Annotated in this window: 12 protein-coding genes and 1 pseudogene; 5 read left to right on the forward strand and 8 right to left on the reverse strand. The window is 69.9% G+C overall.

The annotated features are described in order from the left end of the window. Positions 1-430: 430 nt before the first annotated feature. The 6 genes and pseudogenes from C892_RS0103075 to C892_RS32525 form a co-directional block, all read right to left on the reverse strand. A complete protein-coding gene (locus C892_RS0103075) occupies positions 431-1,243 on the reverse strand; it encodes a pyridoxal-phosphate dependent enzyme (protein WP_017556009.1) in 813 nt (270 codons plus the stop codon). Next, on the reverse strand, positions 1,240-2,145 hold the full coding sequence (locus C892_RS0103080) for a class I SAM-dependent methyltransferase (protein ID WP_017556010.1): 906 nt from the start codon (positions 2,143-2,145) through the stop codon (positions 1,240-1,242). Before C892_RS0103080 ends, C892_RS0103075 begins: the two co-directional genes overlap by 4 nt. Positions 2,146-2,893: 748 nt before the next feature. After that, the gene (locus tag C892_RS31140; RefSeq protein WP_152513327.1) at positions 2,894-3,169 is read right to left on the reverse strand and encodes a hypothetical protein; all 276 of its coding nucleotides are present in this window, start codon (positions 3,167-3,169) and stop codon (positions 2,894-2,896) included. 109 nt (positions 3,170-3,278) lie between these two features. Beyond that, the gene (locus tag C892_RS0103085; protein WP_017556011.1) at positions 3,279-3,719 is read right to left on the reverse strand and encodes a hypothetical protein; all 441 of its coding nucleotides are present in this window, start codon (positions 3,717-3,719) and stop codon (positions 3,279-3,281) included. A gap of 570 nt (positions 3,720-4,289) precedes the next feature. Continuing rightward, complete coding sequence (locus C892_RS32520; RefSeq protein WP_017556012.1) at positions 4,290-5,135, reverse strand: hypothetical protein; 846 nt, start codon at positions 5,133-5,135, stop codon at positions 4,290-4,292. 382 nt (positions 5,136-5,517) lie between these two features. Further along, positions 5,518-6,126: pseudogene (locus C892_RS32525) on the reverse strand (pentapeptide repeat-containing protein); the annotation flags it as partial. Positions 6,127-6,524: 398 nt separating this feature from the next. Here C892_RS32525 and C892_RS0103095 point away from each other — a divergent pair. After that, positions 6,525-6,866, forward strand: a complete 342-nt coding sequence (locus C892_RS0103095) for a histone-like nucleoid-structuring protein Lsr2 (protein ID WP_017556013.1) — start codon at positions 6,525-6,527, stop codon at positions 6,864-6,866. 295 nt (positions 6,867-7,161) lie between these two features. Here C892_RS0103095 and C892_RS0103100 read toward each other — a convergent pair whose 3' ends face one another. Next, a complete protein-coding gene (locus C892_RS0103100; protein ID WP_017556014.1) occupies positions 7,162-7,635 on the reverse strand; it encodes a C40 family peptidase in 474 nt (157 codons plus the stop codon). A 168-nt stretch (positions 7,636-7,803) separates the two neighbouring features. Then, the gene (locus C892_RS0103105) at positions 7,804-8,403 is read right to left on the reverse strand and encodes an SMI1/KNR4 family protein (protein WP_017556015.1); all 600 of its coding nucleotides are present in this window, start codon (positions 8,401-8,403) and stop codon (positions 7,804-7,806) included. A 297-nt stretch (positions 8,404-8,700) separates the two neighbouring features. Between C892_RS0103105 and C892_RS0103110 the strand changes: the two genes are divergently transcribed. The 4 genes from C892_RS0103110 to C892_RS0103125 all read left to right on the forward strand — a co-directional run bounded on the left by C892_RS0103110 (position 8,701) and on the right by C892_RS0103125 (position 13,156). Next, entirely contained in the window at positions 8,701-10,638 is a 1,938-nt protein-coding gene (locus C892_RS0103110) for an ABC transporter ATP-binding protein (RefSeq protein WP_026124107.1), read from the forward strand. 360 nt (positions 10,639-10,998) lie between these two features. Beyond that, entirely contained in the window at positions 10,999-11,349 is a 351-nt protein-coding gene (locus C892_RS0103115; protein WP_017556017.1) for a hypothetical protein, read from the forward strand. Between the two features lie 142 nt (positions 11,350-11,491). Further along, positions 11,492-12,643 carry a TIGR04222 domain-containing membrane protein gene (locus tag C892_RS0103120; protein ID WP_239647242.1) on the forward strand — a complete coding sequence of 384 codons (1,152 nt, stop codon included), beginning with the start codon at positions 11,492-11,494 and terminating at the stop codon, positions 12,641-12,643. 114 nt (positions 12,644-12,757) lie between these two features. After that, the gene (locus C892_RS0103125) at positions 12,758-13,156 is read left to right on the forward strand and encodes an NUDIX domain-containing protein (protein ID WP_017556019.1); all 399 of its coding nucleotides are present in this window, start codon (positions 12,758-12,760) and stop codon (positions 13,154-13,156) included. Positions 13,157-13,185 lie beyond the last annotated feature (29 nt).

Raw genomic sequence — 13,185 nt, forward strand, 5'->3', positions numbered from 1 at the left:
AAGGTGTGCCCCTGCGCCACAATCGCTCGGGGGCGATTCCAAGTGTTCTGACCCACGGGACAAACCGAGGAGCAGGTGCGGGCGCTGCTGGGTTGTAGCAGCCCTCCCGACACCGAATCGCCGCCCAGGGGGGACCTGGGCCGCAGGCGACGGGGAGCTTCACCGGCAACGTCATCTTCGCCGTGCCCCCGGCCATGCCGACAGTCCGGGGCAGCTGCTGACGCTTCTCCCTCTTCTCATCAAGCTGGCTATGAAGGTTCTGAGGTGATGCCCTCCGGCGGGCTCGACACCCCGACCCCCATGTGCAGGGTGGAGCCGCGCGCCGGAGGGCGGTTTAGAGGCCCGGCAGGGATCGCAGGCATGTGGGTGGTGGCGAGGATTCTGCGCCCCACCTCGTGTTGGGTGTTCCTGGTGCCTGCCGGGCCTGGTCTTAGATGAGGGTGGAGGTGCGGGCGCCAACTGCCCAGAGCAGGTCGCCGTCCCCCACGAAGGGGAGACACTTGGCCTCGTAGTGCGGATCGAGGGCGAGGTCGCCGAGGTGGTTGTCGGCCGCCTCGTCGTAGAAGTCGATCGCGTCGACCAGAGTGGTGCGCTCAGTCCAGCCGGGCGCGTACCAGTCGAGGAGGCGCGTGGGGTCGGCGCCGACGCGCACCCCGAGGACCGTGGCGGTGTGCCCGCTGGCCTCCAGGCCGCGGATGATGGCGGCGAGGGTCATTCCGGAGCCGACCGGGACCACGACGCGGCCGACTTCGCGGGGTAGGCGGGTGGCCTGTTCGGAGACCTGGGCCAGGTAGACCGGGTGCTCCATGCCGAATGGCACGCAGGCCCAACCCGCTTCCTTGTAGGTGTGGGCGTCGGCGCGGTAGCGGGCGCGGATGACGGTGAGCCGGCCGGGGTGGTGGCGGAACACGGTCGCGCCTGCGGCCTCGGCGAGCTGCGTCTCGTTGGTGGGCTTTCCGTAACCCGTGTGGAGGCGCGCCGGGATGCCGAGGGCGTGGGCGACGAGCGCGGCGCGTTCCAGTTGGGGGCTGATGCGCGCCCCCGCCGAGACGACCCCCTGGGCGTTCTCGGCGGCGGTGAACAGGGCCCTCGCTTTCGCTCCGGATGCTCCGGATCGGGTCCAGGCGTCTTCGCGCTTGACCAGGACCCCGGCGTGCTCCTCGATCGGGGTAACGGTCGGGGTGTAGTCGGGGACGCCGGTGGCAGCGGCGAGCAGACGGGCTCCGTCGGTCAGGGGGCTCATGCGGCGGCCCCGGCCAGATTCCGCGTTGCGCGCTTGGCGTCGCCCTTGACGAACGTGAGGACGTACTGGTGGTGGCGGCCCATCTTCCGCGAGGCGCGCCACTGGTTGCCGACCCGCAGGGGGACGGTGCCGAGCACGTTCTGCAGGATGGCGTCGTTGTAGAGCTTGGCTCCGGCGCGGGCGTGGGCCTCGATGGTGAGGGGGACGATGCCGCGGATGGCGCCCTTGCGGTCGCGCGTTTCGCCGACGACCCAGGTGGCGAACGTGTCGGGCTTCATGTTGCGGACGGTGTAGATGATCGCCTCGATGTAGGCGTCGACGAACTCGTCCCAGTCCATGGCCGACAGGTCGTCGGGGTGGTCGGAGTAGACCTCCAGGTCGTGGTACGGCGGGCAAGTCAGGACGTAGTCGAAGCTCTCCTCGCCCAGGGTCGGCAGAACCTGGACGGCATCGCCGGTGATCCACCGGGTGGTGCCGTTGATGAGGTCGCGCTCGGCCCAGTCGGCGGCCTGCTCGCGATTGGCCTCCACCTGGCGTTCGGAGAGGTCGATGCCGGTGTAGTGGTAGCCGCCGTTCCCGGCGACGAGTCCGCGGACGGATCCGCCGGCGAAGGGGTCGAGGATGCGGGCCTCGGGCGGGGCATACCACTCGTAGCAGAGCTCGGCGAGCACGGGGGCGAAGGTGGAGAGCCCGTTGCTGATCTTCATGAGCTGCTGCTTGCCGAACGGCGAGCTGGTGTCCCAGGTCTTGACGCCTTCGCGTCCGGCTTGAGAGTCGAAGCCGAGGTCCTGCCAGGCTCGCTTGCGCTCCTGCCAGTTGCCGCGGTCGGCGCGCAGGATGCTGAAGGGGAGAATGCCGCCGACGTCGATGCGGGGCTTGGGGGCGAGGGTGTTCTGCTGCAAGGGGTTCCCAGGAGGTGAGGGCTACAGGGTCCTGGGGAGGATGAAGCCCGACCGCAGATCCCCCCAGGCTGCGGTCGGGCGCCTTTGTGGGCTCCCGCCGCTGGGGGTGGGTGGTTCGGTTTCCCTTGGCGCGGGGCAGGGTTTGAACCTGCTGTTCCGGTGTTTTCCGGTTGCTCTCCGGCGAGCGTCCCGCGCCGAGGTGTTTTCCTCGTGCGCCACCATTCGCCCTAACAGATTGAAAGGGGAATGGGTGACACTGGGAGTCGCTATTTTATTGATGATTTCTTCGTGCTGAATTGCGGGTGGCGTACTCGGCCTTGGCCACATCAAGGAGCCTGAAGAGCGGTGACCGGCCGCGCCGGAACTCCCTTCCGTGCTCGTCGGTGGCGACCTTGAGGCGGCCCCGGTGGCGACATGCGCACGACAGTGGGATCGACTCCCGCCTGGCGGGCGGCCTGCTCGTAGGTGAGGAGCTGGTTGATGTCGAGGACCTGCACAGCACTCCCGGAAATAAAGAAGCCCCCATCCGAGCGGACCCGGATGAGGGCATACCTACGCCGCATCATCAATTTAACGCGCCACAATGGGTCGAGCAATCACGGCACGCGAGGCGTGTCGCCGACGTGTTCCTCGGTGTACTTCTACTGCACCATCTCCCCTCGAGGCGAAGGTCGACCAGTTGAAGCAGACCCGGAAGCGAGATGGAGCCGGAGCTCATCCAGTACGGGACATGGCGGCAGGGACCCCGTCAGGGTGGAAACACAAGAGCGAGCGCCGGAACCACGACGGCTGCGTGGGCCAAGATGATCGTCACCCAGGCGTTAGACGAGAGTCCCCGCAGCCCCTCACTCCTGACCCCACTCCAGGCACCGATGAGGACCACGGCGGCCAGAACTGTGAGGATCAAACGAACCCACCAGACAGGCACACTTTCGCCAACCTTGCCGAGGAGAAGCGAAACCAATCCAAACGGGATGACCAGCAGCCATCCCGTTGTCTTTTTTTCCTCGATTTCAGTGTCCAACCAACTTACCTTCCAGCGAGCAGCCGCCCGCGCACGCCTTCGTTGATCAGGTCCGACGATTGCGGGCGGGAAGAGCGCACCATTCCTCTCCCCGCCCGACTTCAGTCCGTTAGGACAGCCAGCCGTCGAGGGTGCTGTAGATCTCGTACTTGGTGAACTCCTTCTGGGAAGTCCGGATCCAGGAAGGAACGTTGTCGTCGAACCAGCTGGAGAAGTGGCCCCACCCCTTGCGCACGGCACCCTTGACGCCGGGGATCTTGCCCATGAGCTTGATGATGATCTTGACGACGCCCCTCTGCTGGGCCTCGGTGGCGGTTCCGTCCGCCACGGCCTCGAGGGTCTCGCGTTCGCTCTGAGTCAGGTACTCGGCTTCAGGCGCCTGGAGGGCTTGGCGCGCCGATTCACGCAGGTCGTGGTCGGAAGCGACGGTGGCCGCGGTGGGACGGGGAGCCTCGTGGGCCTCCGCCGCCGTCGCTGCGGGCGCCGCGAAGCCCAGGGCGACCGCCGACAGTGCCGTCACACCGAAGACCCGGATTGTCGCCTTGTTCACCTATACTCCTCTTGTGAAGGGGAGGGCGGACGTAAAGCGCTTTGGCGAGTTGCCCTAACGTCCGCCCTTCTCTGGCCTTGTCCGGGGGCACCCCGGAACGCACCAAAAGTTAACAACCCTTCCTATTTCAGGCAAACATCCCATCATAGGTCTCCATTGCCGGGCGAAGGTGTGGCTGACCAGGGAACTCCCACCCCTCTTCACTGCCCCCTCAGTTCGAGAGCCAGATGGCCGAACTCAGCCGTCAAGGAGGGCCGGACTTCCCTTGACGCAACTACCCCCAGTGCGCTCATTGCTGCAGACCGGAGCGCTTCAGTCGGCACAACCAGACCCCTGGTCGATGTCCGCGGCCAGGTACGGGTCCGTCGACGGTGACGGTGTACATGCCGCCCCCTTCCGGCATTGACGAGGCCGGGGCGGTGTCGGTGAACCCGTGCTCCTGGTCCCCCTGGGAGGGGGCCCGTCGGAGACCGACTTCTTCCGGGTCCTTCCCGGCAACCAGTGGCGGTGGGCTCCAGGACGGGCCGCCCCACCGTCCCTGAACGGGACGGAGAGCACCCCCGGGGCCCGCTACCGCTTCACGCGGTTACGGACCGCGAACACCGCCAGGGCCAGCAGTACCGGTCCCGCGAACCGGGACACCACCACCGTCCACGTGCCGACGTCCGTGAGTTCCTTGCCGCCGTCGCGGAAGGCGACCGCCCCCAAGGCGATCCGCGCGGCTTTCTCCACCCGGTCACCCGTCCAGCGCTCCTCCGCGTCGGGGAGCTCGGCCGGCGGCTTGCCGATCTCGGCCGTCACCTCCCCGCCGCCAGACGGCAGCGAGAACTCCACCCGCCGTTCCGGCCCCTGGTCCGGCAATCCCCACCCGGCCAGCACCACCGTGGCCACGGCCACCAGCACCGCCAGTCCCGCAAGCGCACGCAGGGCGCGCAGACCGAACCCCGACAGCGCCCAGTAGGCCCACAGGATCGCCCGCTCGGCCGGCGGCGTGGACGGCGCGCCGGCGCGGAACAGCATCTCGCCGTAGTAGAAGTCGGCGGCCCCGGGCCGGTCGGCGTTCTCCTCATGGGCGCGGCGCAGGCTGCGGTACAGGTCGGCCAGCTGCTCGGCCGACACCTCGGGACGCTTCAGCCGGGACAGGAGATGTGCTCCTCGGGGGTCCTGTACCCAGCCGTCGCACCCCCTGGTGGTGCGCCACTCGCGTTCCTCGGCCAGAACGCGGCGCCGCGACCACCGGACCAGCCGGCCGAACCAGCCGCCGCGCGACCTGGGTGGCCGGGCGAAGACGCACTGGCCCTGCAGGCCGAGGGATGCCAGGTTCATCGCCCCGGCGAAGCGGCACGAGGAGAGGTCCACGTCGTTGAGCGCCAGGTGCGTGCAGTCCACGCCCCGCAGGGACACCACCACCGGCATCCAGGGCCGCCCCACCGTCGATGCCTCGGAGTCGCTGAGGGGGGGACAGGAGCCGCGGACTGCCTCCGGGCGGGGCCTGTCCCCCGCTGGGAGGGGAGTTCTGCCCAGTGGGGATCCGCCGTGGCGCGCCAGAGAGGGTAGAGGGCCCCTCGATCCGTGCTCCCTCCAGGTCGACTGCGGCTCGCTGGAGCACCAGCCGTGCACCTGACGGGAAGCCTGCCCGTCTCAGGTCGACCCCTGCGGCATCGATCTCCAGGTCGACTGGGAAGGGGAACTCTGCGTCGGACAGGTCCACCTGCCCGGAGGCGGCGATGGCGAGGGTGCTGGGACCGTTGAACTGTGTTCTGCGGAACTCGGCGTCGCCCTCGAAGCGCGTGTTCACGAACCCTGTGCTGCCCTCGAAGCGCGCCCCCGTGAACAGAGCGTTGCGCTGGAAATGCGCCTCCCCGAACTCGGCGCCGCCGTCGAAGCGCGCGCCCACGAACCGGGCACCGCCCTCGATATCCGCGCTCCCGAACCAGGCGTCGCCCCCGATATGCGCCTCGGTGAATTCGGCGCCGTACTCGAAGTACGCGCCGACGAACCATGCGTCGCCCTCGACGCGGACGCCCGCGAACTGGGCAATGCCCTCGAAGTGCGCGCCCAGGAACCCTGCCTTGCGCTCGAAGTGCGCACCTGTGAACCAGGCATGGCCCCTGAAGTGCGCGTCTCCGAACCCGGCGACGCCCTCAAAGCGCGCATTGGTGAATCGGGCATGCCCGAGGACCTTCCTTCCGTCCTCGTCCCTCAGTGGATCGAGCAGTCGGTCCAGGAGGCCGGAGCCGATCGTGGTCCCCGAGACGTCCAGATCGCTCCCCGGGCCCAGACTCGCGAGGAAGCCGTCCAAGGTTTCGGGGTCCAGATGGGCCAGGCGCGTCTCCGTCCCGGCGGCCTGGATACCGCGGCAGTCCTCCTCCGCCGCACAGGTCTCCCAATCGGTGGTGATCGCCATGGGCCTTGTCTAGCGGACGGTGCCGCCCGGTGAGGCCGCGCACAGGCATGAGGGCGACCGGTCTCGCCCCCGGGCCGAGAGATCCGGGGCGGTCTCTTCGCACATGGCCGCCAGGAAAACCTCAATACCGAGAACATGCCGGTCAAGAGCTCCGCAGATAACGTGACTCGAGCACCGGGCTTCGAACATCCCGGCACTGCACCCATCCGCGATGGGCCGCCTTCCCTCCTCTCCTCCGAAATGAGGGATATGTAACTCTGCCGGTTCACTTGATAACCGAGCGCCCCCGGGCGGTACTACGACACGCCGGTCGGCCTGTTGCTGGTCCGCGACATTACGTCTAAGGACCGAACACGTGCTACTTTCCCGGTAAGAGACGTGATCGACAGGGGGACTCCATGGCCCAGAAGGTCAAAGTAGAGCTGGTCGACGACCTCGATGGGACCGAGGCGGACGAGACCATCCAGTTCGGCATCGACGGCAAGAACTTCGAGATCGACCTGAACGCCGAGAACGCCGACAAACTTCGCGAGGGGATGAAGGAGTTCGTCAGCGCCGCGCGAAAGGCTCAGAGCAAGCCCGCACGGGGCTCCTCCCGCCAGGCGAAGCGCAAGGGGCCGGACCGTGAGCGCAGTGCCGAGATCCGTGCGTGGGCCAAGGCACAGGGCAAGGAGGTGAACGAGCGGGGTCGTATTCCGGCCGGCATCGTCGCCGAGTACGAGGCCGCCACCGGCCGCTGAGGCCTACCGAGAGGCGCCCCCTTGCCAAGGGGGCGCCTCTTGTTCTCGGTCCGCTCTTTTCACCGCCCGGCCCCTGGCTGCACAAGGCCCCCGAAGAGGTGGTTCCGGCCATGCTCGGAACAGGGGCAGCGGGGACGGTGCCCCAAAAGGGCCCAGGACGACCAGCGCGACTCCGACGACCGCATGAACCGGCACGACCGTGGTCGACGGTGGCTCCCAAGGGGCCCGCCCCGCGCCGGAACCGGCGCGCCCATCCGGCATCCGAGAACCTCCAGGGGGCGCCGCCGGAGCACATCTAACCGGGGCGTACCGCCGAGGTCAGGTTGGCCCACCAGTACTCGTTCAGCTGCATTTCCTCGACCGGCCACCCCGTACGATAGGCATGCACCATGCGGCCTTCACCGGTGTACAGACTCACGTGCCCTCCGTTGTAGAAGACGAGGATGTCACCGGGACGAAGATCGTCGCGCTGAACCTTGTGCGGAAGAGCGGCCTGTTCGTAGGACGTCCGAGGGATCTCGGTGCCGGCCTCGCGCCAAGCGCCCTGCGTCAGACCGGGAGCGTCCCAAGAATCGGGGCCTGTCGCTCCCCAGACGTACGGCTCTCCGATCTGCTGGCGTGCGTACGCCACCGCCGCCTCCCCCTGTTCGGGTGTCGAAGCGTGCGCCGCTGCGGTGGCCGACAACGGCAATGCAAGGGCGAGGAGCACGGCGCAGAGCAGCCGGGCGGGCGCACTCCGGGCGCCAGACGATTTCGGGCGGTGGTCCATGGGATGGCCTTTCGTCGCCGGCAACCACCGGTCCGTTCCTTTTCGCGTCCTAAGGCACCCTAAGCAACGCCCTCCGAAGGATTCAGGGCGGACCCTCATGACGCCCGCCCCGGCAGAGATCCGGGAAATGCCTCGCACCCCTCTCGGCCTCGTTGAAGCTCCCGAACTTCAGATGATCTCCCAGTCCAATTCGCCCTCCGGGGTCACGAGCCGTTCGTAGACGCCCTCCACCCCGCCGGCCTCCAGGGCCGTGGCCGCCGTCTCCAGCAGCGCCGACAGGGACCTGTACATCGCCTCCTTCCCGAAGGAGCAGCCCACTTCGTGGTCGGCGTTCCCGATGCGCCCGAAGCGGTCGCCCGGGCGCGTGTCGATGACCAGGTAGTCCCCGGCCCCGTCGGCGGCGAACGGAACCCACTGCCGGTGCCACCACAGCCCCTCCCCCTCGTCGTCCCCGCCTTCCGACGGCGCCTCCCAGCGGTCCTCGATCCTGGTTCTGATCCTCCATCCGTGGGCGACGCCGGTCGTGCTCAGCAGGGTCCAGAACGGAGGGAGGAGGTCGAGGTCGCCCGTGCCGTCGTGGCGGAGCAGCGACTCCTGCAGCGGCACCGGCAGGGCCCTTCCGATCTCCCGTTCCGTCGAGGCGAGGCGGGCCGGGTCCGCCGGGGGCGCCAGTGCCTCGAAGGTGGCCGGGGCGTGCGCGGACAGCCAGGCCTCGATGCGATCCCAGGACTCCTCAACCGGTGCATCCGGTCGTGTCGAAGACGCCATGGGCCGCATCCTGACACCGCGCACCGACAGGAGGCGGGTTCCGAGCCCGTCCGGATCCGCGGCGGATACGGCCTCAGACATATTCCGATGACCCCGCTCGGCCGCCTCCAGCGCGGACGTCCGGCGGCGGGCGGGTTCGGATCGCCGCCGCCACCGCCTCGCCCCTCGGTCGGACCGGGATCCGGACCGGCACCAACCCCGCCGCCCCGGTCCGATCACCTTCCATGTCCGCTCGCCCCTCGGCAGGATTCCCACCGCGGGACTTCCTCGAACGTCTGTACTATCCGGGGGTGGAGTATGCGCCGAACCGACGACGGGCCGAAGCGGAGGCGATCACGGGGACGCCGTCCCCGACCGCCTTGGGAGCTGCCCGAATTCGCCAAGAGCAGGTACTACCCGTGGCTGGAGGAGATGGGCTCCATTCCGGTGCGGCAGGTCGCCGCCCGCCTTCCCGGGCAGGTCGCCACGGCGCTGCGCTGGGCCTGGCGCGCGAGCCCGCGCGACACCGCCGCCGTGGTCGGCCTCAACATCGCCGCAGCCGTCTTGGCGGCCTCGGTCCTGGTGGCCCTGGCCGGCATCCTGAACGAGCTGTTCGCGGAGGGCCCCACCCCTGAGCGCATCCAGGCGGCCCTGCCCTCCCTGGTCCTGGCCGGGGCGGCCGTCACCGCCCGCGCCTGCCTGCGCACGGCCGCGATCTGGGCCCAGGGGCGGCTGCGCCACCAGGTGGAACTGGTCGCCGAGACCGAGCTGCTGGGGACGGTCACCGCCGCCCGCCTTGAGGCCTTCGACGAGTCCGAATTCTGCGACGCGGTCTACCGGGGACGCGACCGGGGCCTCTACCAGGCCGGGCAGATGATCGGTCACACCGTCGACATCCTCGCCGAGGCCGTCGGGATCCTCGCGGTGGCCTCGGTCGTGACGGTTCTGCACCCGCTGCTGTTGCCGCTACTGGTGGCGGCTGTGCTTCCGGTCGGGTGGGCCGCCGCCCGCTCGGCGCGGATGCAGTACCAGCGGATGCGCGAACTCTCCACCACCAACCGGCTGCTCTACATCCACACCTACACCATGACCCAGCGCGAGACCGCCGCCGAGCTGCGCGCCTACAACATGCGCGGCCCGATGCTCCGTGAGTACACGGCCCTGGCGTCCTACGTGCGCGACTCACTGCTGGCCATCGTCGGCCGCCAGACCGCCGTGCGCGCCTCGGGCGAGGCCGCAGGGGGCGCGGTCACCCTGGCCGCCTATGCCGCCCTGGTGGCGATGCTGCTGGGCGGGTGGATGCCGTTGGCGGTGGCCGGGACCGCCTACGTGGCACTGGGCCAGGGCAGGGGCGCCCTGGACCGGCTCGTCAACGCCGTCGCGAGCTTCTACGAGGCCGCCCTCTACTTCTACGACTTCCTGGAGGTTCTGGGGCAGGCCCGGGAGCGCGCCCCCGCCCGGGTCACCGGGCCGGAGCCGGGGCCCCTGGAGGAGATCCGCCTGGAGGAGGTGTCCTTCTCCTACCCCGGCGCGGACACCCCGGCGCTCGACGGGGTCTCCATGGCTCTGCGGAAGGGCGAGGTCGTCGCCGTGGTGGGGCCGAACGGGTCGGGCAAGACCACCGTGTCCACGCTGATCTCCGGCCTGTTCACCCCGGACAGCGGAAGCATCACCTGGAACGGGCGCGACCTGGCCGCCATCGACCCCGAGCGCCTGCGCGAGCGGATCGGCGCCATCCGGCAGAACCACTCCCTGTGGCCGTCGTCCGCGCGGAGCAACATCACCATGAGCGGCGAGGACGCCGACCCGGGCCGGCTGGAGCGGGCCCTGGCGCTCTCCGGTGCCGATGAGGTCGTGGACGGGCTCCCCCACGGCCTGGACACCGTCCTGGACCGGCGTTTCAAGGACGGAGCGGACCTGTCGGGCGGACAGCGCCAGCGCATCGCCGCCGCCCGCGGCCTGTACCGGTCGGCTGACCTGGTCATCGCCGACGAGCCCACCGCGGCGTTGGACGCCTTCGCCGAGCAGCGCCTGTTCGAGACCCTTCAGCACGCCGCACGCGGAGCCGCGGTCCTGTTGATCACCCACCGCCTCGCCTCGGTGCGCATGGCCGACCGGATCGTGGTCATGGACCGCGGCCGGGTGGTCGAGGAAGGCACCCACGACCGGCTGGTCGAGACGGGCGGCCTGTACGCCGAGCTGTACTCCATCCAGGCCGCCGCCTATGAGCAGGGAGGCGTCGGAAAGGCGCCGTGAGGCCGCGGACGGCCAAGCGGCGCAGGAACGCCCCGGCGCCGACCGTCCGCGTGACGGTCGGCGCCGGGGTGCTTCCGCGCCGGGGTGTCGTCGCACGTCGCTGCCGAGGGCCTCCCCGTCACCCACCGGAGCGCCTTCTGGCCCTCACGTCGTTGTTCGGGGCCGCCCATGTTCGTTGCCGCGCTCACTGGCGCGACCACGATGGTGCGGCTCCCGTCGGTCGCCGGGCCGGACGGTCCCCGGCCGCATGCGGCCGGACGCCGACGAGACCGAGGCCGCCGAGGAACGCCGGCACCCGACGACGCGTCCTGAGTAGCCGCACTCATGCCCGGGGGCCGGGGCGGACAGCACGATCGAGGCATGGCAGAAGCGCGGGAGCAGAAGAACACCGACGACTACGACCCGCACTGGGACTGGATCCCGAGCGTGGGCCTGGCACTGATCATCGTGGGCTTCGCGCCCATGGGGATGGTCATGGCCCTGGGCGCGCTCGCCTCAGGCGGCTGCTCCTTGGGCACCGACGGTTCCTGTTCGGACAGCGACTTCTCCTGGTACGCCGCCGTTTCTTCAGTGATCGCGGCCCTGCTGTGCAGCGTCCTGTCATGGACCTGGCCGCGTCGGCGCTGGGCGAGGCCGGTGCGTCTGGCCTTCCTTCTCGGCGAGATCGGCGGGGCGGCCTTGGCCGTAGCGCTCATCTTCACCATGCCTTAGACCCGATCCCGAGGGGCGTGGGCGCTGTGCGGAGGCGGCTCCATAACCGACGCACGCGACTCCGTAGAGTGGCCTTCGCGAGGCGGTGCCGACCCGCTGCCGGGGAGGGGATGTGCGGCGTTCGTGGGTGAGGGTGATCGGGGTGGGCGCCGGCCTTCTGGGAGCCGGAGCCCTTGCGCTGGGCGTCGCCGCCGGGAGCGCCGACTCCTACGAGTTGCGGGTGCTGGTGTGGCTCTGTGCCGTGACCGCGGCCACGGCGGCCGTCGTGCTGGCGCTCTGGGCCTACGGCCTTCACTTCTCCGGTGCCGCTCTGCGCCGGACCCATTCTGCGATTGAGGGCCGCTCCGTCCCCGACCCTGACGACCTGTCCCCAGAAGAACTCGCCCTCCTGGCCGGCGGGCCGGGACGCCTCCTCAGCGTCTGCGCGTTCGACCTCTTCCTGACCGGGTGGCTGGGCGACGGGGCACCCCAGGTGTTCCTCGGCCACAGAGCGTTCAAGGAGACGACCGACGACCTTCCTCCGCTACGGCGATCGATGGTGGAGTACGCCGCGAAGACGGAAGCCGTGGAGCCGAACCGGCTCGTGGGCAGGGTCGGCGCGCCGGGCGTGGTCCGGGACATGCTTCAGGACCTTGCCGCCCGGGGCCTGTGCTCGGACACCGAGGGCCTGTACCGGGCGTGGGCAGTACAACGTGCCCTGGCTCTGGTGCAGCGCCTCCTGATCATCGTGGTGTTCACCGAGGTCCTGATGGCGGCCGGCGGGATCCTGGTGCTCGCCCCCGCGCTCGCCGTGATCGCCTATCCGGTGGGCTTGGGAGCGACCGGCGCACTCGCGTTCGCGGTGAACCGGTGGACGGCCGAGGTCTCGCCCCGCACCGCGGCGGGCCAGGAAGTCCTCGACACCGCACGGGAGCGGTACCGCCACCCCACCCCCGACGGAGACATGACCGTCTCGCGCGCTCTGGCCCTGCGCCGTGTCGCCGTCTTCGGAGGGCTCGGAGCCAACGTCTCCGGGGAGCGCTACCGGGCTTCCCGGCACGTGCTCCCGGAGTCACGGCTCCCGTCGCCCCGAGGAGGCCCCATCGAGCAGTTCGATCCCGTCGCCGCATGGGACATCGTCAACCGCTACAGGCCGGCCGAGCGCCGTCCCCTCCGTGTCGCCCCCGAAGGCGGGGCCGAGGCCGAACACGACTCCGTGCACGAATGGATCCCCGCGTTCTGGGAGGGTCCAGAACGCCCGAGCGAACCAGGCTTCCACTGGCGCCGCTACCAGCCACCGGCCGAGCACGCCTGACCCGACGCCACTCCCGCCTGACGTACCCCCTGCCCGACGCCGATCTCCGCCCCGACGTCCTGGCCCCCGTGGTCCATGGACGTGCCGTCTCCCCCCTCGCGTTAGGAGTCCGCCGTGGCCCGACCCACCGGCTGCCTCGTCCTTGTCACCGATCCGCTCGGCCGCGTCCTCCTCCAGCTCCGCGACGACATCCCCGGGATCTGCTGGCCCGCCCACTGGGCGCTTCCGGGTGGACGCCGGGAGCCCGGGGAGTCCTGGGAGCAGGCGGCGATCCGCGAGGTCGCCGAGGAGACCGGGATCCTCCTGGACCGGGTCGAGCGGGTCCGGGCCGGCGACGGTGACGGCGACGGGACACCACTGTTCCGTGGCGCATTCGACGGCGATGAGAGCGATCTGGTGCTCGGGGAGGGACAAGAGCTGCGGCTGGTCTTCCCTTCGGGCCCGCTTCCCGAGCCGATGCCTCCGCACATCCGCCGCCACATCGCCAGGCTGTCGGGAGCGCGGGCGGTGTGAGCCGGCGCGCCGACGCGCGCGACGGTCCC

The organism is Nocardiopsis baichengensis YIM 90130 (genome assembly GCF_000341205.1).
GTDB classification, from domain to species: Bacteria; Actinomycetota; Actinomycetes; order Streptosporangiales; family Streptosporangiaceae; genus Nocardiopsis_A; species Nocardiopsis_A halophila.

Coding starts and splice junctions, on each gene's coding strand:
- C892_RS0103110 (WP_026124107.1), top strand. CDS start 8,701: ATGCGCCGAACCGACGACGGGCCGAAGCGGAGGCGATCACGGGGACGC.
- C892_RS32520 (WP_017556012.1), bottom strand. CDS start 5,135: ATGCCGGTGGTGGTGTCCCTGCGGGGCGTGGACTGCACGCACCTGGCG.
- C892_RS0103105 (WP_017556015.1), bottom strand. CDS start 8,403: ATGGCGTCTTCGACACGACCGGATGCACCGGTTGAGGAGTCCTGGGAT.
- C892_RS0103115 (WP_017556017.1), top strand. CDS start 10,999: ATGGCAGAAGCGCGGGAGCAGAAGAACACCGACGACTACGACCCGCAC.
- C892_RS0103075 (WP_017556009.1), bottom strand. CDS start 1,243: ATGAGCCCCCTGACCGACGGAGCCCGTCTGCTCGCCGCTGCCACCGGC.
- C892_RS0103095 (WP_017556013.1), top strand. CDS start 6,525: ATGGCCCAGAAGGTCAAAGTAGAGCTGGTCGACGACCTCGATGGGACC.
- C892_RS0103100 (WP_017556014.1), bottom strand. CDS start 7,635: ATGGACCACCGCCCGAAATCGTCTGGCGCCCGGAGTGCGCCCGCCCGG.